The 21,448-nt window shown below is 38.9% G+C and carries 18 protein-coding genes, 1 pseudogene and 3 riboswitches; of the genes and pseudogenes, 3 read left to right on the plus strand and 16 right to left on the minus strand.

Annotated elements, in window-relative coordinates; translation table 11 throughout:
- Positions 1–262: 262 nt before the first annotated feature.
- Together V179_RS0104165 and V179_RS0104170 are read right to left on the minus strand one after the other, a co-directional pair.
- A complete protein-coding gene (locus V179_RS0104165; RefSeq protein ID WP_028390406.1) occupies positions 263–1,759 on the minus strand; it encodes an NCS1 family nucleobase:cation symporter-1 in 1,497 nt (498 codons plus the stop codon).
- A gap of 408 nt (positions 1,760–2,167) precedes the next feature.
- On the minus strand, positions 2,168–3,508 hold the full coding sequence (locus tag V179_RS0104170; protein WP_028390407.1) for an ArgE/DapE family deacylase: 1,341 nt from the start codon (positions 3,506–3,508) through the stop codon (positions 2,168–2,170).
- Positions 3,509–3,803: 295 nt separating this feature from the next.
- Here V179_RS0104170 and V179_RS0104175 point away from each other — a divergent pair, with 295 nt between their 5' ends.
- The gene (locus V179_RS0104175) at positions 3,804–4,688 is read left to right on the plus strand and encodes a LysR family transcriptional regulator (protein ID WP_028390408.1); all 885 of its coding nucleotides are present in this window, start codon (positions 3,804–3,806) and stop codon (positions 4,686–4,688) included.
- 191 nt (positions 4,689–4,879) lie between these two features.
- On the opposite strand, the gene lpdA is transcribed toward V179_RS0104175, so the two are convergent.
- The 10 genes from lpdA to glyA form a co-directional block, all read right to left on the minus strand.
- Complete coding sequence (lpdA, locus tag V179_RS0104180) at positions 4,880–6,280, minus strand: dihydrolipoyl dehydrogenase (protein ID WP_028390409.1); 1,401 nt, start codon at positions 6,278–6,280, stop codon at positions 4,880–4,882.
- Positions 6,281–6,345: 65 nt separating this feature from the next.
- Positions 6,346–6,651: a HesB/IscA family protein gene (locus V179_RS0104185; RefSeq protein ID WP_028390410.1), complete on the minus strand. Its 306-nt coding sequence runs from the start codon at positions 6,649–6,651 to the stop codon at positions 6,346–6,348.
- Positions 6,652–6,687: 36 nt separating this feature from the next.
- Positions 6,688–7,566, minus strand: coding sequence for a lipoyl synthase (lipA, locus tag V179_RS0104190; RefSeq protein WP_028390411.1), 879 nt, complete (start codon positions 7,564–7,566; stop codon positions 6,688–6,690).
- Positions 7,567–7,710: 144 nt separating this feature from the next.
- The gene (gcvPB, locus tag V179_RS0104195) at positions 7,711–9,189 is read right to left on the minus strand and encodes an aminomethyl-transferring glycine dehydrogenase subunit GcvPB (protein ID WP_028390412.1); all 1,479 of its coding nucleotides are present in this window, start codon (positions 9,187–9,189) and stop codon (positions 7,711–7,713) included.
- Positions 9,182–10,534, minus strand: a complete 1,353-nt coding sequence (gcvPA, locus tag V179_RS0104200; RefSeq protein WP_028390413.1) for an aminomethyl-transferring glycine dehydrogenase subunit GcvPA — start codon at positions 10,532–10,534, stop codon at positions 9,182–9,184. Before gcvPA ends, gcvPB begins: the two co-directional genes overlap by 8 nt.
- Before the next feature lies 1 nt (position 10,535).
- A complete protein-coding gene (gcvH, locus tag V179_RS0104205) occupies positions 10,536–10,931 on the minus strand; it encodes a glycine cleavage system protein GcvH (RefSeq protein WP_028390414.1) in 396 nt (131 codons plus the stop codon).
- A 94-nt stretch (positions 10,932–11,025) separates the two neighbouring features.
- Positions 11,026–12,135 carry a glycine cleavage system aminomethyltransferase GcvT gene (gcvT, locus tag V179_RS0104210; protein WP_028390415.1) on the minus strand — a complete coding sequence of 370 codons (1,110 nt, stop codon included), beginning with the start codon at positions 12,133–12,135 and terminating at the stop codon, positions 11,026–11,028.
- A 13-nt stretch (positions 12,136–12,148) separates the two neighbouring features.
- Complete coding sequence (gene sdaAA / locus V179_RS0104215; protein ID WP_028390416.1) at positions 12,149–13,030, minus strand: L-serine ammonia-lyase, iron-sulfur-dependent, subunit alpha; 882 nt, start codon at positions 13,028–13,030, stop codon at positions 12,149–12,151.
- Positions 13,030–13,542, minus strand: a complete 513-nt coding sequence (locus tag V179_RS0104220) for a serine dehydratase beta chain (RefSeq protein WP_028390417.1) — start codon at positions 13,540–13,542, stop codon at positions 13,030–13,032. The genes sdaAA and V179_RS0104220 overlap by 1 nt, the downstream gene beginning before the upstream one ends.
- Positions 13,543–13,557: 15 nt before the next feature.
- The gene (gene glyA / locus V179_RS0104225) at positions 13,558–14,808 is read right to left on the minus strand and encodes a serine hydroxymethyltransferase (protein WP_028390418.1); all 1,251 of its coding nucleotides are present in this window, start codon (positions 14,806–14,808) and stop codon (positions 13,558–13,560) included.
- A 261-nt stretch (positions 14,809–15,069) separates the two neighbouring features.
- A riboswitch (glycine riboswitch) is annotated at positions 15,070–15,172 on the minus strand.
- Between the two features lie 134 nt (positions 15,173–15,306).
- Between glyA and V179_RS32135 the strand changes: the two are divergent.
- Positions 15,307–15,555, plus strand: a pseudogene (locus tag V179_RS32135) (hypothetical protein); the annotation flags it as partial.
- Between the two features lie 135 nt (positions 15,556–15,690).
- On the opposite strand, the gene metE reads toward V179_RS32135, so the two are convergent.
- Both metE and V179_RS0104240 read right to left on the minus strand, forming a co-directional pair.
- Positions 15,691–17,997, minus strand: a complete 2,307-nt coding sequence (metE, locus tag V179_RS0104235) for a 5-methyltetrahydropteroyltriglutamate--homocysteine S-methyltransferase (RefSeq protein ID WP_028390419.1) — start codon at positions 17,995–17,997, stop codon at positions 15,691–15,693.
- A gap of 158 nt (positions 17,998–18,155) precedes the next feature.
- A riboswitch (cobalamin riboswitch) is annotated at positions 18,156–18,348 on the minus strand.
- A gap of 92 nt (positions 18,349–18,440) precedes the next feature.
- A riboswitch (SAM riboswitch) is annotated at positions 18,441–18,551 on the minus strand.
- 76 nt (positions 18,552–18,627) lie between these two features.
- Positions 18,628–19,299, minus strand: coding sequence for a TetR/AcrR family transcriptional regulator (locus V179_RS0104240; protein ID WP_028390420.1), 672 nt, complete (start codon positions 19,297–19,299; stop codon positions 18,628–18,630).
- A gap of 143 nt (positions 19,300–19,442) precedes the next feature.
- Here V179_RS0104240 and V179_RS0104245 point away from each other — a divergent pair, with 143 nt between their 5' ends.
- Positions 19,443–19,799 carry a hypothetical protein gene (locus V179_RS0104245; protein ID WP_028390421.1) on the plus strand — a complete coding sequence of 119 codons (357 nt, stop codon included), beginning with the start codon at positions 19,443–19,445 and terminating at the stop codon, positions 19,797–19,799.
- Between the two features lie 231 nt (positions 19,800–20,030).
- On the opposite strand, the gene V179_RS0104250 is transcribed toward V179_RS0104245, so the two are convergent.
- The gene (locus V179_RS0104250) at positions 20,031–20,960 is read right to left on the minus strand and encodes a nucleoside hydrolase (RefSeq protein ID WP_028390422.1); all 930 of its coding nucleotides are present in this window, start codon (positions 20,958–20,960) and stop codon (positions 20,031–20,033) included.
- 23 nt (positions 20,961–20,983) lie between these two features.
- A partial coding sequence (locus V179_RS0104255) for a nucleoside transporter C-terminal domain-containing protein (RefSeq protein WP_028390423.1) occupies positions 20,984–21,448 on the minus strand: 465 nt, incomplete at its 5' end.

Genomic DNA, 21,448 nt, shown 5'->3' on the forward strand with positions numbered 1-21,448 from the left:
ATTAAATATTTAAATCTAATTTTTTATTGTACTTATTGCCAGGATTCTTTCAATTCCTGAATACAGTGCATAGTCACCTTAGTTTCAAAACCTCGTGGTCATCATGTGGATAAGATGCTTGTACTTGAGTTCGTTTTTACATGAATCTACCCATTCTTTATGCATAGATATATTCAATCTTATTACCTTTTTATCATCATACTGAATATTCAATAAATTCTACTTATAAGTATCTATATCCTTTATTCAACAATCGACTCTATCAATTGCCTGTTTTCATATTTCCTTGCGTCATATCTTCCAATTTATTGTCTCCTTCCTGATTATGAACAGGAGGGTGCAAACGCATAAAACCGATATAAACGAAAAAGGAAAGAATCACTCCTAAAAACCATGAAATCTCATATAGTGCTTTTAATGAAGGCACAAAAGCCCCAATTAAAGCAACTGCAGCACCAAACCCTGTCGCTGCAAAAGCTCTATAATTATACCCTTTCCAGTACGTGTACTCCCCTTTTAAAGAGTAGATATCGTTTATATTAAGCTTCCTTTTACGAATCATATAATAATCGGCAATCATTACACCTGCTACTGGACCAAGCGCTCCTCCAATCAAGTTAAGAAGAGTGAAGATTGCATCAGCATTTTCCATCAATTTCCACGGTACTGTAAAAAGAGCGGCTAGCATTGTAATATAAAAACCTTTCTTAAAGTTAATCCACTTTGGAAATAAGTTCGCTAAATCATATGCAGGTGAAACCAGGTTCGCAATAACATTCACTGTGATTGTAGCTACTGAAAGAATAAGAGCAGCTATTGCAATAACAATCGGTCTATCGAATTGTTGGAGAGTAACGATGATATCCCCAATCGGGTTTCCAAAAGCGATCGTGGTTGCAGATGTTGCTGCAACTGTAACAACTGTAAATATAGTAAATGTAACTGGCAACCCATATAACTGGCCTTTTATTTGATCTTTCTGAGATCTAGCAAATCGAGTAAAGTCCGGTATATTCAATATTAACGTTGACCAAATTCCGATTATACCTGCTACTGCAGCTAGAAATGGAAAGAATAATTCTCCAAACGTCTCATACTTTCCAGGTTGAGTAATGATTGGTTGAATTCCGCCTGCCGTATCAATTGCCCACCAAAGCAAGCCAATTAATACGATATACACTAACGGTCCGGTGAACGCTTGGAATTTCTTGAGAGACTCCATCCCCCTCTTTAAAACTAAAAAGTGCATGGACCAAAATAATACAAAAGAAAGTAAACCTGGCAGTCCAATCCCTATAAATGTCCAGTTCCCACCAAGTAAAGCAAAACCCGGCCAAATCAGTGTAATGGCGATATTAAACGCCGCACTTCCTGCATACGCTTGAATCCCTAACCATACGATTGCAACGATTCCCCGTAATAACGCTGGAACATTTGCCCCTTTAACTCCATAAGAAGTTCGCACGAGGACTGGAAATGGTATTCCATATTTAGACCCTGCATGACCATTAAGCGATAAAGCTCCATAGAGAATCATTGAAGCAATAAAGATGATCATAATCACCTGTAGTGGGGAAAACCCTAAAACAACTAATCCCCCTATCGTTGCATATGTGGGAATATTATTAATAACCCCCATCCACATTGATGCAAAGTTTTGCGTTTTCCAAGTTCGCTCCTCCGGTTGAACTGGCAACAAATCATGATTACTAAGGGAGTTTACCGTCTCTTCTTGAAAATTAGGTTGGTTCACAGCCATATTCCTTATACTCCTTTAAATTTTATATGGTTCATGGAACAGGTCTTACAAAAGTCCCTCTTAATATTAAGCGCTTACAAATAAGGCGGAAATCTTAAGTTTACATATAGGAGTTTGTGTGATTCCTACTTTCCGAAGAGAGGGGATGGACTACACATTTTGTTCTTTTTAGCTTTTGTTAACTAGAGAATTGATTTTGTTTTAGGGGACGTCTGCAAGCTCTCGCATTTTCGCAGAAGTCTTCGTACCTTCCAGTTCAATCAATGATGCTTTCACAAAACTTATTCTTTAGTAACTTAACGCGTCTATTTTATAAAAAATAACTTCACTCCTTGAATATCATCGTCCCCATTTTGGAGTGAAGTCTTATCTCGGGGATAACTAGATCAAACTATTTCGTCTCTACGTTTACTTTGTGACCTCTTCATAGCCACTCCATTCTAAAATGTTTAAAACATTCGTTTCAACACAATCTAACCAATCTTGAATATTTACCCACTCATCCGCTCCATGTAGGTTGCCGCCTTTTGGTCCATAAATAATTGCTGGCATATCCATATAAATAAGCGGGAAGCGGATATCACTGAATGTAGGCATACCATAGATTTCTGTTGTTCTGCCAACAACTTCATCAATATTTGATTTGACCATTTGCACAAATGGATGGTCAGGGCTTATTTCTGCTGGGCTTGTATGCCATTCATAAGAAATTTCCGGCGGGTTTTTAGATAACCATTCATCATTAGCCGCAACTTCCTTAATTGCGTTTTCAATCTGTGCTTTCACTTCTTCAAGTGTTTCATTTGGCGGGTAGCCAATTGTTCCAGTCAATTCACATTCAGCCGGAACTTTATATGCCCATTCACCAGCATTAATCATTGCAGGTGTTAAATTACTTGAACGGACTTGCATATCTGAAGCGGCGAAATAACGTTCAAACGGAGCATAGCTGACAGTTTCTACGCGTTTATTGTCCAGTTCAACTAAAGCGTCATATATTTTCATCGCTTTGCCGATTGCATTCACACCAACTTGTCCGTTTAAGTTATGAGCGGCCACACCTGTCACTCTTACTTTAAAAATCAATCCGCCTGCACAAGCAATTTGTGGACCTGCACCAGTTGTTAATGGATGCGGATAAATACATGCATCTGCTTTAAAATTCTGTTCTTCAAGGTATTGAACCATTGCAACAGCTCCGCCGGCTCCGCCTACCTCTTCATCAACAACGGAAATGGTTGTAATATTTCCTTTTGGCTTTAGACCCATATTTTTAATAACCTGCAGTGCAGAAAGGATAGAACCGTATACGCCTTTATTATCAGCTGTTCCTCTTCCGTACATAAGTCCATTTTCAATTACACCTTCAGTTGGCGGGTAATTCCAGTGGATCTCATCCCCAACCGGTACCGTATCAACATGTGTAAAAAGTAAAAGTGACCGTGCATCTTCTGATCCATGCCATTTCCCAACAACATTCGGACGGTTCTTAAAACCAACTTTACGTTCTACATCTGACTCCGTATATTCCGGATGCTGTCTTACTTTCACTGGATCTGCTTCGAATGTATCTACTTCAAGACCAAGGTCTAACATAACATTTTTAATATGTTCTTGAACCGGCCCTTCATAACCAGTTTCACTTGGGATTTGGATTAATTTTTGGAGCCCCTTAATTAACTCTTCACGATTTTCTTTCATGTAATCGCTTACCTTTTCACGTACTCCATTTGACAATAAAACTTCCATTTCCAACACTCCTAAATTTTTGATTGGTGTTTTTTAACTGCCCATAATTTTTTGGTTTACTAGATTCATGCTTGTTTGAAAGAGCCAGTTTTTGGTTTAGAGCTGAAATCCCCCCTATTTTTTGTCTCATTTACATGATTTATAAAATGAAGATATAAATCTAGCAATGACCAATCATCTAAATATTCATATTTTTCTAAATATTTGATAAAATAAGCATACTATTACGATTCATTTTTTTCTAATACATCTTTGTTTACTGTTTAATACTTTTAAAATATGAAGAGGTGTCTACATGGAATTACGGCATTTAAAATACTTTATTGCAGTTGCAGAAGAACTTCATTTTGGTAGAGCCGCACAACGCCTCCAAATGGCACAGCCACCTTTAAGTCAACAAATTAAGCAATTGGAAAATGAATTAGATGTGCTTTTATTTTCTAGAACGAAGCAGCGCGTGGAATTAACGTCAGCTGGTGAAGTTTTTTTAAAGAGAGCCTATGAAATTCTAAACCGTGTACATTTGGCCTGTGAAGAGGCAAGTAGTATAGCTCGAGGGGAAGCTGGTCAATTAATATTAGCCTTTACTGGATCAATCGCGTTTGAACTTCTTCCTCTATTACTCAGAAGGTTTCAAGAACAATACCCAAATATTAATATCGTCTTACGACAATTGTCATCAACAGAACAAATGGAAGCACTTCACGACAGCTCCATTCATGTTGGCTTATTGATTCTCCCGATTGAAAGTGGATCATTTCATGTAGAAATGCTACGGGAAGAACCATTTATAGTTGCGTTACCCAAAACACATCGATTAGCAGTTGCAACAGAACCCATCGATGTCTCTCTCCTTGCGAACGAACAGTTCATCATGACACCTAGAAAAGCAGGAGAAAGCTATTATGATGCGATCATTAGCCTTTGTCAGCACGCTGGCTTTAGTCCTAAAAAGACCCAAGAAGCACTAGAGTTACATACGGCATTATCGTTTGTTGCTTCTGGAATCGGTATTGCTTTACTTCCATCTTCCATTCAATTTGTAAAGAACGATGATATCGTCTACTTACAACTTAAAGAAAGTTATACAACATGCAAAATTGGCGCAGCCTGGAACAAGAAAGAAACCTCTCCAGTTGTCCATTCATTTATTTCATTTTTACAAGAAACAGTCATTTAACTCTATTGAAAAAAAGAGGAAGTGGAGGAAGTCTGACGTTACGAGTTTCTTTACATAATCATTGGAAACAAAGAAATTAGAAGATTTTACGTGAGGAGCAGTCAAGAAGAAAAATCCTCTCCCCCATCATTTTCTATTGCATTCTTAGATGGAGGAAGAGGAGTTTAAGACTATTCTATTAAACTACTTTCCTAAGCATGGATTTCTTTCCCATATACAGCCAGAGCAGCCTCGCCAATCGCTTCTGCTAATGTAGGGTGTGGGTGGATCGTATTGGCAATATCCATGGCTGTTGCCTCTAATACTTGCGCAAGACCTGCCTCTGTAATCATATCTGTTACATGAGGTCCAACCATATGTGTCCCTAACAACTTATTAGAACCTTCTTCCACAACAAGTTTGACAAAACCATCAGATTCACCAAAAACAAGAGCCTTTCCAATCGCACGAAACGAGAATTTACCTGTTTTTACTTGATATCCTTTTTCCTTTGCCTCTTCTTCTGTTAATCCAACACTTGCAACCTCTGGGCTACTGTACACACATTTTGACACAAGCGTTGGATTCAGTGGCGCTGGATTTTCTCCTGCAATATGTTCAATTGCGATAATGCCCTCATGGGAAGCTACATGGGCAAGCTGTAAACCGCCAATTACATCACCAATCGCATAAATATTAGGTTCATTCGTTTGATAATACTCATTTGTTTTTATAAAAGCACGTTCGACAGCAACACTCGTTTTTTCTAGATTTAATCCTTCTATATTTGGCATTCTTCCAACCGATACTAATAGTTTATCAGCAGAATAGGATGTTTCTTTTCCTTTTTGCTCTGCTTTAATAGAAACACCTTCGCCTTTTTCCAACGTTTCTGGAAGTACTTTTGCTCCCGTAATAATTTTCACACCTTTTTTCTTCATTAATCGTTGGACTTCTTTAGAAATCTCTTTATCTTCTGTCGGTAAAATCCGATCCGCATACTCAATTACTGTGACTGATAATCCAAAATCAACAAGCATTGAAGCCCATTCAATTCCAATTACTCCTCCACCGACAATCAGAATCGATTCTGGAAGCTCTTGCATTTGTAGCGCTTCATCCGATGTCATCACATACTCTCCGTCCGCTTCTAGGCCGGGAAGAGTCCGTGGACGAGAACCTGTTGCTAGGACAATGTTTCTTGCGATTAAAATCACCTCTTGATCATCCTCATTCAATTTTACTAACACATCTTTTGTCTGCAGAATACTGCCTTTCCCCTCGTACACATCAATTTTCCCTTTTTTCATTAAATGTTGAACACCTTTAAATAAGCGTTCTGTGATTTCTTCTTTCCGAGCTTGTACTTTTTGAAAATCTAGTCCTACTTCAGGAGCAATGACTCCATACTTCTCTGCATTTTTTGTATTCGCATATACTTCTGCGCTTCTTAATAACGCCTTGCTCGGGATACAGCCTGCATGAAGGCATGTTCCGCCAAGTTTTCCTTGTTCAACGACAGCTGTCTTTAATCCTAATTGCGAGGCACGTATAGCCGCAACATACCCACCAGTTCCGCCACCAATAATGACTACATCATATTCTTGATTCATCTGCTGTTTCCCCCTTTTGTTTCTATTTCTTAGCAAAAAAAGAACTGCTAGTAAACTTGAATCTATTAATCTATTTCAATTGCACAAGCACTAGACGTAAATTGGTCTCCAACGATAAAACCTAGTTCGTCTTGATAATCAATCTGCGTCTCTTGATCTAAATATCGTTTAGTAAAATGGTCTAAGTGAATCTGAATACCTTCATATTCAATAATCGTATCGTTTCTTCGAGGTTCATCCCATACGATGGAAAACTTGACTGATAAGCCACAGCCACCTGCAACATCAGCATCAATTCTTGGAACTCGTTTTTCTTGGAACGCCATTTCTTGTAATTTATTCATGGCTGCCTCTGATATATTAATAACCATCCTTTCCTCCTCCTCTAGCCACCTATTTTTCCATGATTATGCATTCATCTGCACTGCACGAACTTGTTCATCTGCATGATAAGAGGAGCGAACGAGCGGACCTGCTTCACAGTGACTAAAGCCTTTTGACATTGCAATGCGTTTTAGTTCTGCGAATTCTTCTGGACTCCAATACTTTTGAACTTTCAAATGGCGTTTTGTCGGCTGTAAATATTGACCAATTGTTATAATATCCACATCGTTATTACGAAGGTCATCCATCGTTTCGATAATTTCTTCCTTTGTTTCCCCTAGCCCAATCATAATGCTTGATTTCGTTGGAATTGTAGGGTTTATTTGTTTGGCGCGCCTTAAAAACTCTAGTGAACGTTCGTATGTGGCACGTGCTCGAACTCTTGGAGTTAAGCGCTTCACTGTTTCAATGTTATGATTCAAAATGGCAGGCGTAGCATCCATTAATATTTTTAAGTTATCGTATTCTCCATTCATATCAGAAGGAAGAACTTCAATGCTACAAAATGGATTGCGCCGTCTTACGGCTCGCACAGTTTCGGCAAATACCTTTGCTCCGCCGTCTTTTAGATCATCGCGGGCAACAGCTGTTATGACGACATGCTTTAAGCCCATTTGTTCAACAGACTCTGCCACACGTTCCGGCTCTTGCCAATCAAGTTCGGTTGGAAGACCTGTTTGTACGGCACAAAATCGACAAGCACGGGTACATATACTGCCTAAAATCATGAAAGTAGCCGTTTTTCGGACTGCCCAGCATTCATGAATATTCGGGCATCTTGCCTCTTCACAAACGGTGTGCAGTTTTTTTTCACGCATCATTTTCTTTAAGCCCGTATATTGTTCATTGGTATTTAATTTAATCTTAAGCCATTCGGGTTTACGAAGCTCACTATCTGTCATGAGGTACTCACTCCTATGAACAAATGGAATTATTATTTAATCAGAAAAAAACTGGCTTCTGCGCTCATATGAAACCACCGAGTGTGAAGTAGTGAGAAGATGAATTTTCTCGCTATTTTCATTCTCGGTGGTTCAATTATCCTTTTAAGATTTTACTGTCTCTTTTTCTACTGCTTTTTCATAACGTAAAATTGGTTGTCTCGCCGCTTGTACTTCATCCAAACGACCGATAACTGTCGTATGTGGTGCTTCTAAAACAACGCCTGGATTTTCTTCCACTTCCTTGGCGATTTGAATCATCACATCCGCAAAAGCATCGAGCGTTTCTTTTGATTCAGTTTCTGTCGGTTCGATCATCAAACATTCCTCAACATTCAATGGGAAGTAGATGGTTGGCGGATGGTAGCCAAAATCAAGCAGTCGCTTCGCCATATCTAGCGTTCTAACGCCTAGTTTTTTCTGTCTAGAGCCCGAAAGGACAAATTCGTGTTTACAAATTTGTGAATATGGTGCATCAAAATATGGCTCTAATCGTTTAAGTAAGTAATTCGCATGAAGAACAGCACTTTCTGATACTTGACGTAACCCTTCTGGTCCCATGGTGCGAATATACGTATAAGCACGTAAAAGAATACCGAAGTTTCCGTAATAGCCTTTTACTCGTCCAATTGAAAGCGGATGTTCTGAGTTCAATACATATTTCTCACCGTCTTTTTCAACACGTGGTACCGGCAAGAACGGAATTAATTTCTCTTTGACACCGACTGGACCTGCCCCTGGACCACCGCCACCATGAGGTGTTGTAAATGTTTTGTGTAAGTTTAAATGAACGATGTCAAAGCCCATTTGACCAGGTGTTGTTTTACCTAAAATCGCGTTCGCATTCGCGCCATCATAGTATAATAAACCGCCTGCTTCATGAACGACTTGGGCAATTTCTACAATTTCTTCCTCAAAAAGACCAAGTGTATTCGGGTTTGTCAACATAAGAGCTGCAGTATTTGGACCAACATGTTTCTTTAACTCTTCTAAATTTACTAAGCCATTTTCCTTGGATGGAATCGTAACCGTTTCAAAGCCAGCTACTGTTGCACTTGCAGGATTCGTACCATGTGCAGAGTCTGGAACAAGCACCTGAGTTCTCGTTTCCCCTTTTTGCGCATGATAAGCTTTCACCATCATTAACCCTGTCCATTCACCTTGTGCTCCCGCTGATGGCTGTAAAGTAACCGCATCCATTCCAGTGATCACTGCTAACTCTTCTTGTAGCTCATATAACACTTCTAATGCACCTTGTACTGTTTCAACAGACTGATACGGGTGAATCCGACTAAACCCTTCCAAACGTGCCACATCTTCATTGATTTTCGGATTGTACTTCATCGTACAAGAGCCAAGTGGATAAAAGCCATTATCGATCCCATGGTTTTTATTAGAAAGCGCTGTATAATGACGAACAAGTTGTAATTCTGATACTTCCGGTAGTTCTGCAGGTACGTCACGAATTAAATGCTTCGGAAGTTTATTTTGAATATCAACAGAATCCACATCACTATCCGGAAGACTTGAACCGATACGTCCTGGACGACTAATTTCAAAAATCAAATCATTATACTCAACCATTTACAATCGCCTCCAAAACCTCTACAAATTGGTCAATCTCTTCTTTTGTTCGTTGTTCAGTTACAGCGAGTAACATTTGATTTTCATAACCATAATCGCTTTCTAAATCATAGCCACCAATGATCCCTGCTTCTAGTAGTTTTGCATTGACTTCCTTAACTGGACGAGGAAGCTCGACTACAAACTCATTGAAGAATGGCGATTGATTGAGAATGACAAATCCTTTTTGTTTCAACGTTTTTGCCATATAGTCTGCCTTCTCTAAGTTTAGCTGAGCCATCTGACGAATGCCTTGTTTTCCAAGTGATGACATACAAATCGATGAGGCAAGTGCATTCAATGCCTGATTTGAACAAATATTAGATGATGCCTTATCGCGACGGATATGCTGTTCACGAGCTTGTAGTGTTAAAACAAAACCACGTTGACCTTTTTCATCTTCTGTTTGGCCGACAATTCGACCAGGGATTTTACGCATAAACTTCTTACTAACCGCAAAATAACCACAATGTGGGCCACCAAATGACATTGGGATACCTAATGGTTGCATATCACCGATGACAATATCTGCCCCAAGTTTCCCAGGTGCCTGCAAAAGTGCAAGGGAAAGTGGGTTGGCGCTTACAATGAAAAGAGCTTTATTTTCTTCAGCAATTTTCTTAATCTCCGTTAAATCTTCAATGGAACCGAAGAAATTCGGATATTGGACAATGACCGCTGCAGTATCTTTATCAATTTGCTCTTTTAGCTTCTCTAAATCTGTAATTTCATCTGTCAATTGGACTTCTTCAACTGTATATCCTGGTCCATCTGCTACCGTACGTAAGATTGCTCGAGACTCTGGATGCACAGCTTTTGATACAAGAATTTTTGAACGTCTTGTTGATGCAACAGCTAATGATGCTGCTTCTGCAAGTGATGTAAAGCCATCGTACATCGAAGAATTCGCTACATCCATTCCAGTTAACTCACATACCATCGTTTGAAATTCAAATATCGCCTGCAGTTCACCTTGACTGATTTCTGGTTGGTATGGTGTATACGCTGTGTAAAATTCAGAGCGGGAAATCATATGATCCACTACGCTTGGAATATAGTGATCATACGTACCTGCGCCAAGGAAAGTTGGGTAATGATTGGCATTGAGATTTTTCGAAGCAAGCTGATTCATTTTCTTTACTAGGAGTGGCTCAGGAACAGCTTGTGGAATGTTCAGCTCTCCTTGTAATCTAATATCAGCTGGGATATCTTTAAATAAATCATCTATGGAAGATACTTGTAAAAACTCGAGCATTTCCTCTTGATCTTGTTTTGTATCTGGGAGGTATCTGTAAGTTGATGACATATTATTCCTCTCCTTCATTCGTAAATGCTTCATACTCTTCTTCATTAAGTAGTGCTTCTAGCTCTTCTGGATTAGACATTTCCACTTCGACTAACCATCCAGCTTCAAATGGATTTTCATTAATCGTCTCTGGAGAGCTTTCTAACTCTTCATTTACAGCCACTACTGTACCTGAAACAGGAGAGTAGAGTTCAGAAACCGCTTTAACAGATTCAATCGTTCCCATTGATTCATTAACGGTTACTTCATCATCAATCTCTGGGTTCTCAACAAACACGATATCTCCTAGCGCCTTTTGTGCATAATCAGAGATTCCAATCCGAACACGATTTCCTTCTAATTGTTCCACCCACTCATGCTCTTTGCTATATAGTAAATTTGCTGTCGCTTTTGTCATTGTTTTTCGTCCTTTCAGCTTTTGAATATTCTGATATGAAATTGATGTACTAGCATCAGCCTTATCTTTAGCATGATGCTAGTAAACTTAGAAATTACTTTTTATAGAATGGGGCTTTTACAACAATCGCATCAATCTGCTTATTACGGATTTCTATTTTTAGTGGTGTTCCCACTTCAGTATGATCCACAGAGATCAAAGCAAGTCCAATACTCTTCTTCAAAGATGGGGATTGCGTTCCCGATGTTACTACGCCGATTTCCTTCCCATCTTCAGATAGTACTTTATAGCCATGACGTGGAATGCCGCGACCTGTCACTTCAATTCCCACAATTTTTCTCGTTAATCCTGCTTCTTTTTGTGCAGAAAGTGCCGCTTTACCGATAAAATCACTTTCTTTATTCGTTTTAACAACAAAGCCGACTCCTGCTTCTAGTGGACTAATTTCACTGCTCAATTCTTGACCATATAACGGCAGACGTGCTTCTAGTCGAAGCGTATCACGAGCTCCTAAACCACACGGTTTTAATCCTTCAGGTGTCCCTGCTTCGATTAGTTTTTCCCATAGTGCGACTACTTGGTCTTTTTGTAAATAAAGTTCAAACCCATCTTCACCTGTATAGCCTGTACGAGAAACTAACACATCTGTAATGCCAGAAATAGTCACTTGTTGAGCAAATTTAAATACACCAATCGATGATAGATCAGTATCTGTTATCTTTTGTAAAATCGATTCAGCTTTTGGTCCTTGGATTGCGAGCTGAGCAGTGTCATCGGAGATATTTTCAAGTTTCATGTCTCCTTTAACAGATTGCTTCATCCATTCCACATCTTTATCGATATTTGCCGCATTGATTACGAGCAAATATTTTTCCTCTGCCAATTTGTAAACTAAAATATCATCAACTGTTCCACCATCTGGATAGCACATTGCCGTATACTGTGCCTGATTGATTGCTAGTTTCGTTACATCGTTCGTGACAAGATGGTTAATATAAGCACATGCATCTTTTCCTTCTACAAGTACTTCCCCCATATGCGAGACATCAAAAAGGCCCGCTTCTGTTCGCACTGCTTCATGTTCTTCCAAAATGCTTGAGAACTGAACTGGCAATGCCCAACCACCAAAATCAATGACTTTCGCTCCGTGTTTTCCATATATATCAAAAAGCGGTGTTTGCTTTAACGCGGTTTCTGTACTCATGATTTACCCCCGATTAAGATTTTCTGCAAAATAGACGTTCTTTTACCTCTTTACCTGTTTCAGTCATGGCTAGTCCACCAAGAGCAGTTTCCCTAAGCGTCCGCGGCATATCCGTTCCCACTTTATACATCGCTTCAATGACTTCATCACACGGAATCCGGCTCTTTATACCGGCAAGCGCCATATCAGCAGCCGAGAAGGCAATAGAAGTACCGATTACATTTCGTTTGATGCAAGGCACTTCAACAAGCCCTCCGACCGGATCACATACTAAGCCTAAAAGGGATTTCATCGCAATCGCAGTTGCATTGACGGCTTGCTCGGGCGTTCCACCTTTTAACTCAACGATTGTTCCAGCTGCCATCGCCGTTGCAGATCCGACCTCTGCTTGACAGCCGCCAGCAGCACCTGAGATGAACGAGCGATTGGCAATGACTAGTCCTAGCATACTTGCCGTAAACAAACCTTTTACTAGCTCTTTATAAGGTGTTCCGTCATTTTTATGAAGCGAAAATAATACACCTGGTAAAATTCCTGCTGCTCCAGCAGTTGGCGTAGCCACAATAACTCCCATTCGGGCATTATTTTCAGACGTAGCTAATGAAAAACTCATTGCATTACTGATATAATCGCCTGATAATGATTTACCTTGCTGAACGTATTCAGCCATCTTTACAGCGTCGCCACCAGAAATGCCACTAGGCGCAGTGGAAGCGTCTTTAATCCCGCTATCCACTGCTTCTTTCATTTTGATCAATCGCTCTTCCATCATGCTAATAATCGTTGCTTCGTCTCTTCCTGACTTTTTTGCTTCAACCATTAACATCATGTCGCTAATGGATTTATTTTCCCGCTCACAAGCTTCAATAAGCTCTCTCATAGATTGAATGTCCATCATATCGCCTTCACCAATGCTTTCTCTTTCTGTTGATAAGGTTTTGCAAGGATTGAAAAATCATCTCCAGCGCTAAGACGAATCGATACCATTTCATCATTAATCATAAAAATCTTCGATAAGCCGCCTCCGAGTGACACACCACCAACCTTGAAAACTCGATCATCACGTTTTGCCGTTACAATCGTTATATTGGGATGATCCATATATTCACATTTATCTTCGAATTCAAATTGATACTGCATCCCATACTCTTCTGCTTTTTCCAACGCGAACTTGATACCGGAATCATCCGTATTCATACCAAGCAATCCGCCTAGAAGTGCTTTATCTGTTCCGTGTCCTTGATAAGTTTCAGCAAACGAATCATAAAATACAATGTTGCACTCTTCTGGATAATCCCCTAACAGGTCATAAATAAATTTTCCAATCGAAACAACACCAGCTGTATGAGAACTCGACGGTCCGACCATAATTGGGCCGATTATATCAAAACAACTTTGGAATTCCATGATTCTCCTCCTTTATTACACCGTAACTGCTTGTTGGAATAACGGGTACGAACTGCAAATCTCTTTAGTCGTTGCTTTTGCTTTTTCAAGAACGGCTTCATCGCCTTTATTTTTTAATACGTCTGCGATCACTTTACCGATTTTCACCATTTCATCTTGTTTCATGCCACGAGTTGTTAAGGCAGCTGTTCCGATACGGATTCCACTCGTAACAAACGGTTTCTCTGGATCAAACGGAATCGTATTCTTATTAACGGTAATGCCTACTTCTTCTAATAATTTCTCAGCTTCTTTTCCAGTTAAATTCCATGGACGTAAATCTAATAGGACAATATGATTATCTGTTCCATCTGAAACGAGGGCAGCCCCTTCATTCTTTAAGGTTTCGCCAAGTATTGCCGCATTTTCAATAACTTGTTTAGCATAGTCTTTAAAACTTGGTTGTAAAGCTTCTCTGAAAGCCACCGCTTTTGCAGCAATGATATGCATCAATGGTCCACCTTGAATACCAGGGAATATTGATTTATTAACCGCTTTAATCATCTCTTCATCATTTGTTAAGATGATACCGCCACGTGGGCCACGCAATGTTTTATGTGTCGTACTTGTCACAACATCTGCATATGGGATCGGAGATGGATGAAGTCCAGCTGCTACTAACCCAGCAATATGCGCCATATCGACCATCAGTTTTGCGCCGACTTGATCGGCAATTTTTCTAAAGCGAGCAAAGTCGATCGTTCTTGGATAAGCACTTGTTCCTGCAATAATCAATTTCGGCTTCTCTTTCTTCGCGATTTCTTCCAATTCATCATAATCAATGACTTGCGTATCTTCTCTCACACCATAAGATACAATTTCAAACCATTTTCCTGAAACACTCACAGGGCTTCCGTGTGTTAAATGTCCACCATGTGATAGATTCATGCCCATTACTTTATCACCAGGCTGAAGGAGTGCGAAAAATACAGCAAAATTTGCTTGTGCTCCTGAGTGCGGCTGAACATTTGCATATTTAGCGCCAAATAGCTCCGTTACGCGTTCGATTGCTGTTTGTTCTGCCACATCAACAAATTCGCATCCGCCATAATAACGCTTTCCTGGATACCCTTCTGCATATTTATTTGTCATCACGCTTCCCATCGCTTCTAATACATCTTCGCTGACGATATTTTCTGAAGCAATTAACTCAAGTGTTTGATGTTGGCGTTCCCGTTCCTTTTCAATCGCTCCAAAAATTATAGAATCATTTTGCTGTAAACTCATTTGTACTCCCCCTCGAAAGTTTTTTATGTCACCATCTTTTACTTACTTCGTCATAACTCGTAACGCTTTTCCCTTAAGCAATCTTCTTTTCCAAGAAAACTGTGAAGATACGCTCCCGTTTTTGCACGCAAAAAAGGACAGAAAAGGGTAGCGTGTTTTTCTCTACCCTTCTCTGTCCTTTTACCTGAGAGTTTAACCCTATATTTCATAGAGTCGTTCCCCTTTGGTGGCGTACTACTGTATACGCGCTCTCCAGAGGTGCGTCCGATTGTGGTTCCATCTACCTGAGAGATTGGTTCCAAGGGTCTTTTTGGAACTTGCTCCTTCGGTGGCTTGTCACATTGCACTCTCCCACAACCGTCATTCGCTCATATTTAGTTTCTGTTATATTCAGAATAGTCACATTTGAACAATCTGTCAAGGTTATTTTGTAAACGCTAACACTTTTTGTTTATTTCCCGAATAAATTCCCTTTCTTGAATAGATGATTGACATTTTGAAGGCTACAGCTTGCCAAAAGGAAAGCTAGCCCCCATATGTATAGGCATTCTTTTTGTAATGGATGTTAAAGGCTACAAATCATGATATTGCAAAGGCCAGAAGATGTAAGCTAGTCATAGCCATATTGCGACGACGAGTAAATACCTGAAGGATTCGTACAGTAATCTCGTTAATGCTGTAGATGTTACACCTAAATTTTGGGGTAAAAAAGATGAAGGATCCAAACCTCTTTCGTCTATTTTTTAACGATTAGGTTAATTTTTTCATACACAAAATGCACTGACTCATAAAGAAAGGGTCAGACCCCCACATCTGTGATATACAGAGGATAGAGTGTGAGGTCAGACCCTTTTGGGCATCAACTTTTATTCTTTTCGCATCTTATACATTGAGTGTATATTTCGCGCCAATCTTTTCTCTCGTTTGTTTCGCCGCTTCAATCATGACTTCTAGTGCTGCTACGGTTTCATTTATTCCACGTGTTTTCAAACCGCAGTCAGGATTGATCCAGAACAATTTTGGATCAAGGACTTGAAGGGCACGATCAATGTTTCTTGTCAATTCTTCAATTTTAGGTACGCGTGGACTATGAATATCATATACACCAAGACCAATACCTTTATCATACGTATTTTCTTCAAAGGCATAAATTAATTCTCCGTGACTTCTTGACGTCTCAATAGAAATAACATCTGCATCGAGCGCTTTAATGGCATCGATAATCTCTTTAAAGTCTGAATAACACATATGAGTATGAATTTGTGTATCGTTTTGTACAGATGTTGTTGCCAGTTTAAATGCATATACGGCAGCGTTCAAATAACTATCCCTGTTTTCACGCTTTAACGGCAGCCCTTCACGAATGGCCGGCTCATCCACTTGAATCATTTTTATACCATTTTTCTCTAGTTCCTCTACTTCTTTTCTTAGCGCAAGCGCGATTTGATTGGTTACTTCGTTACGAGCAATATCGTCGCGTACAAACGACCAGTTTAAAATGGTAATAGGACCTGTTAGCATACCTTTTACAGGTTTGTCTGTTAACGATTGGGCATATACGGTTTCTTCAACTGTCATTGCTTCTTTAAATGACACGTCCCCGTAAATAAGTGGTGGCTTCACGCAGCGGGAGCCGTATGATTGTACCCAACCAAATTTGGTAAATTGAAAGCCTTCTAATTTTTCACCAAAAAATTCAACCATGTCTGTACGTTCGAATTCTCCATGTACAAAAACATCTAGGCCAAGGTCTTCTTGAATTTCAATCCATTTTTTAATTTCCGCTTTTATATATTCTCCATATGCCGCATCCGTGAGCTCGCCTTTACGCCATTTTAAACGCTGTTTTCTTACTTCTTGTGTTTGTGGGAAGCTCCCAATTGTTGTAGTTGGAAGAAGTGGTAATTGGAAAGCCTTCTCCTGAATCCCTTGACGAACGTTAAAGACTGCTTCACGTTCTGCTTGATACGTATGCAAGTTTTGAATGGCTTCTTGGACTTGAATATTGTTTCGAAATGATGATTCATTTAGCGTTTGAACGGCTTCTATACTTGCTGTAATTTCTTTTCCGATCGATTCTTTGCCATTTTGAAGGCCTTTTGTCAGTATCACAATTTCATGTAACTTTTCATCAGCAAAAGAAAGCGCATCTTTTAAGACGTCATTAAGAGTTTCTTCACTTTTTACTGTTACAGGTACATGTAATAAGCTTGATGAAGGCTGGATAATCAGTTGATTTTTTGAAACAATTTCCGTTATCTCTGCAAGAATTGCATCCTTATCATCAAGTCGTGCACGCCAGATGTTACGTCCGTCAATAACTCCAGCAGCAAGTACCTTATCTTCTGGAAAACCGTGTTTTTTCAAGGCAGCCAGGTTTTGACCGCGATCATGTACAAAGTCTAGTCCAATCCCTTGAACAGGTAATGAGACGACATCTTCATAATATTCCACACTATCAAAATACATTTGTAAAATGACCTTTACGTTCGGTGCTGCTTTATGCAATGTTTGATAGACTTCACCTAATAGGGAGAGGTCTTCTTTGGAAATAGTTGTAGATAAAATCGGTTCATCGATTTGCACCCATTCTACCCCTTCTTCTTGCAACTCTCGTAAAATGTCAGCATAAAGTGGGACAAATTGATCAACAACTGCTTTAGTCTCATTCTCTTTATAGCCTTTTGACAGCTTGACAAATGTTACAGGACCTAAGATAACAGGCTTTCCATCAATACCAAGTTGTTGTTTAGCCTCTTTGTAAAATTGAAGTGGGCGATTTTCTACAAGAGTAGGTACTGCTCCGTCCAGCTCTGGAACGATATAATGATAGTTTGTGTTAAACCATTTCGTCATTTCAGATGCAACGGCACCTTTCGTGCCTCGAGCGATATCAAAGTATGTATCAAGCGATACTTTGCCTCCATCGTATTCAAAGCGCTTTGGTACGATCCCAAACATAACGGCCGTATCAAGGACATGGTCATACAAGCTAAAGTCGCCAACTGGGATCAAGTCAATTCCTTGATTCTTTTGCTTTTCGAGATGCTGTAAACGAATCTTCTCAATTTGTTCTAAGAATTCCTTTTTTTCTAGTTTACCTGCCCAAAACTGTTCAAGTGCTTTTTTCCATTCACGATTTTCACCAATTCTAGGATAACCTAAATTCGAGCTTCTGACTTTACTCATTGTTCTGCACACTCCCTGTATGTTTGATTTTTTTATCCTCAACTAAAGAATCTCTCTTTTCTATAAGAAAAGAGAGATTCATACGCACACTTAACTAGAGTTGAGACATTCTAATTTCCCCAACACGTATTCATCACTCTCCCTATATCCCCGTAGAGTACAAGCGCATACAACAGGCAGGTCTCCTGACTTAGGTTCATTGCTTCTTATCCCTTCCCATTTCCATATGAAACAGTGGCTGTTTGATAAGTTGCTCACCTTTACAGTGGCGGGACCGTGACGGATTTTCACCGTTCTTCCCTTTTAAACTGATTCATTCTTTTACACAGTACCTGGTGCATTTTCTATGAAATTTTTATTTTAATCTCTTAACTTACACATTCCAAAACACAAAAAGCCTCCTATTCTTAAAATAGAGAGGCTTTCATCACATGTGGAATCCTCTCTTATTTGCCAAAGCAATAAACTTTGCAGGATTTAGCACCTTTTCAACAAAATTGTTGAATGGTTGCCGGGTTTCATCGGGCCAGTCCCTCCACCACTCTCAATAAGAGTTTTTTAACACTTTATAATATTTTGAATTTAATAGCCATATTATCATGATAAAGGCTTGCTGTCAAAATAATATTTTTAATTTACATGGAAAGACGCCGAATTGCGTATATGATTAAGAATGACTTCGGTTGCTTCATCGACTGTATAGGTCGATCTGTTATTAATGAACATCGTCAGCATCCCTTGCCAGATTAAATAATGGCGTTCTGCCATCTCTTCCGCTTCCCTTTCTTGAATATACCCTTCGTTGATACATTGTTTTAGGGCGATAAATGTTCGCTTGGACTGACTAGATTCGATAAGCATGTGCTTTAAATCATCGTTATTCAGATAGACTACCAAATCTTCCGGAGAATAGTCATAATATTTTTTCATATTAATAGGATGAGTACCTAAATTAGCCGAAAAGACCGCATAGTAGATTTTTGGCGATTCAAAGGAATATTTACAAAAGCATTCCCAAATCAAAAAATATTTTTCAATCGGTGTACTTGCTTTTTCAATATATGTGGGTAGTGCATCCGTATATTTTTTTACAATGCTCATAGAAGCAAAGAAAATGAGATGGGATAAATCTTCAAAATAATTATAGATAGTAGCACTATTATAACCGGCTATATCAGCGATTTTCCTGATCGTAACTTTATCAACCCCTTCTTTTTCGATAATGTCAGCCGTAGCGTTAATAAAGTACGCCATCATGCGGGCAGTTTGCTTTTCCTTGTTTTTGGTTGGTTGTTTTTTCAATCTTTAACACCTCGGATTCACACTGAATAAGTTTGATTTTACCATACTAAAATTCATTCTCACTTCTTCTTTTTCTTGAATTTAGAAGAATTTAAAAGGAATGAAAGAAAAGAAAGGTTCTAATGATATGAGGAGTTGGAAATATGAATTTCAATATGAAAATTGCCAATCTTTTAGCTGATAATCTACATGGATTTATCGAATTTGTTTATAAAAGTCAGGGTAAGAAAAACAGCCTATTTATAAATATGGATAAAGTATATCAAATAAGACTTTTTGTTGAAGAGTATAAGTTCCAAATACTAGCTGATGAACTTCAGAGAATTAATCAGTTTAGCTGGAATGAAAAATATACTCATTTATTAGTTGAGCGATTTAGAAAAGGGATAGACGTTATTGATGAATACGTAGAAAGGAACTACAACGACTTATTTATTTTTACCGCTAGACTTCACACATTAAAGAGTCTTTGCTTATTATTACGAAATGAAGAATCATGATAGAACTTTTCTAACACTTTCTAGCAAATAGATTCCTATTTTTCAATATATTAGTATTCAGAAATAGAATAACGAACCTTGATGGATGAGAAAATCCTTTTATCTGATGGTTTTTTTGTCGGTGCAGTGCACTTTTTGCAACATACAAATCGATATCTTTTTTTATGAGTTGTTTATAATGATACGGATGGTTTGTAGCCTTTGCTCTCAGAGAGCAAAAGCTACGACGTTCTAGTATTTTTTTAGTGCCTCAATCATTAATTTCCAAAAGCCTTCTACATCAAGTTCTAATCCAAACTTCGCATTCACTTTTCTACCTGTGACCCCATGTAGATCAATCAACGTGGTTCCTGCGGTAAACTCGCCTTTCGTTTCTACGGTAATATTCACATCTTTCAGCTTAAACAATTCTGGTGCCACACAATATGCGACCGTTAATACATCGTGTACCGGCGCCCCATCAAAATCGAACATCTCTTTATATGTGGATGCAAAAAACACTAATAATTCGCCAACGATTTTTGCAACATTATTATCAATTTGATTCACTTGATCGATAACTTCTGTTGTGGCCAAGGCTTGATGTGTGATATCTAATCCCATCACAACAATTGGAATCCCACTATCAAATACTTTTTTTGCGGCTTCTGGATCTGCCCAAATATTAAATTCAGCCGTTGGCGTCCAGTTGCCAAAGGTTCCACCACCCATAAGAACGATTTCTTCAATATTGTTCTTAATTTCTGGTGCTTTTGATAAAGCAATAGCAATATTGGTTAATGGTCCTGTTGGAAGGATAGTAACAGGCTCTTTTGACTCTTTTACTAGTCTGATGATTGTATCTGCGCCATGCTCTTCACTCCAGCTGCGAGACGGATCAGGTAATTCAGGACCATCTAAACCTGAATCGCCATGAATACCAGGTGCAGTTTCTCGTACTCGAATCAAAGGGTCACTTGCCCCCTTTGAAACTACAACATCCGTTAATGAAACTAAATCACAAATTTTTAATGCATTCATCGTCGTTTTTTCAATTTCTGCATTTCCAGAAACGGTTGTAATCCCCAAAATATCCAATTCTGGTCGTGCTGCGGCTAAAATAATCGCAATCGCGTCATCATGTCCTGGATCACAATCCATAATAATTTTTCTTTTAGTCATCCTATTTCACCTCTATATATTATTTACATTACAATACCCATAATTGTGCCTGAAATTACCGATGCTAAAGTAGCACCTAACAATAATTTTAAAGAAAATTTCGCAACATGACTCCCTTGTTTTTCACTGATGGACTTGATGGAACCAGCCACAATACCGACTGTTCCAAAATTTGCAAAACTCACTAAATAAACCGATACAATGGCGATGGTTTTATCGGAAAGATGGGTTGAAATATCACCAAAATTCAACATGGCCACAAATTCATTTGTAATAAGTTTTGTCGCCATAATTCCACCTGCTTGTACAGTTTCTGCCCATGGAACACCCATTAAGAAAGCGATTGGTGCAAAAATATAGCCAATAACCGTTTGGAAAGAAACCTGAAATACACCTAAAAAGACAACATTAATCAATTCCATCAAAGAAATAAAGCCCATTAGCATAGCGGCAACAATAATGACGATTTTAAAGCCATCCATTACACT

It is taken from the genome of Bacillus cihuensis (genome assembly GCF_000504145.1).
In the GTDB taxonomy this organism is placed as follows: Bacteria; Bacillota; Bacilli; order Bacillales; family DSM-1321; genus Peribacillus; species Peribacillus huizhouensis.

What these genes read in the sequence shown, in the direction of transcription:
- V179_RS0104170 (WP_028390407.1), bottom strand. Translation starts at nt 3,508, where the DNA reads ATGGAAGTTTTATTGTCAAATGGAGTACGTGAAAAGGTAAGCGATTAC.
- sdaAA (WP_028390416.1), bottom strand. Translation starts at nt 13,030, where the DNA reads ATGGACATTCAATCTATGAGAGAGCTTATTGAAGCTTGTGAGCGGGAA.
- V179_RS0104245 (WP_028390421.1), top strand. Translation starts at nt 19,443, where the DNA reads ATGAATTTCAATATGAAAATTGCCAATCTTTTAGCTGATAATCTACAT.
- V179_RS0104185 (WP_028390410.1), bottom strand. Translation starts at nt 6,651, where the DNA reads ATGGTTATTAATATATCAGAGGCAGCCATGAATAAATTACAAGAAATG.
- lpdA (WP_028390409.1), bottom strand. Translation starts at nt 6,280, where the DNA reads ATGAATCAAGAATATGATGTAGTCATTATTGGTGGCGGAACTGGTGGG.
- gcvPB (WP_028390412.1), bottom strand. Translation starts at nt 9,189, where the DNA reads ATGGTTGAGTATAATGATTTGATTTTTGAAATTAGTCGTCCAGGACGT.
- gcvT (WP_028390415.1), bottom strand. Translation starts at nt 12,135, where the DNA reads ATGAGTACAGAAACCGCGTTAAAGCAAACACCGCTTTTTGATATATAT.
- glyA (WP_028390418.1), bottom strand. Translation starts at nt 14,808, where the DNA reads ATGAGTTTACAGCAAAATGATTCTATAATTTTTGGAGCGATTGAAAAG.
- V179_RS0104165 (WP_028390406.1), bottom strand. Translation starts at nt 1,759, where the DNA reads ATGGCTGTGAACCAACCTAATTTTCAAGAAGAGACGGTAAACTCCCTT.
- V179_RS0104250 (WP_028390422.1), bottom strand. Translation starts at nt 20,960, where the DNA reads ATGACTAAAAGAAAAATTATTATGGATTGTGATCCAGGACATGATGAC.
- metE (WP_028390419.1), bottom strand. Translation starts at nt 17,997, where the DNA reads ATGAGTAAAGTCAGAAGCTCGAATTTAGGTTATCCTAGAATTGGTGAA.
- gcvH (WP_028390414.1), bottom strand. Translation starts at nt 10,931, where the DNA reads ATGACAAAAGCGACAGCAAATTTACTATATAGCAAAGAGCATGAGTGG.
- lipA (WP_028390411.1), bottom strand. Translation starts at nt 7,566, where the DNA reads ATGACAGATAGTGAGCTTCGTAAACCCGAATGGCTTAAGATTAAATTA.
- V179_RS0104220 (WP_028390417.1), bottom strand. Translation starts at nt 13,542, where the DNA reads ATGGAATTCCAAAGTTGTTTTGATATAATCGGCCCAATTATGGTCGGA.
- V179_RS0104175 (WP_028390408.1), top strand. Translation starts at nt 3,804, where the DNA reads ATGGAATTACGGCATTTAAAATACTTTATTGCAGTTGCAGAAGAACTT.
- gcvPA (WP_028390413.1), bottom strand. Translation starts at nt 10,534, where the DNA reads ATGTCATCAACTTACAGATACCTCCCAGATACAAAACAAGATCAAGAG.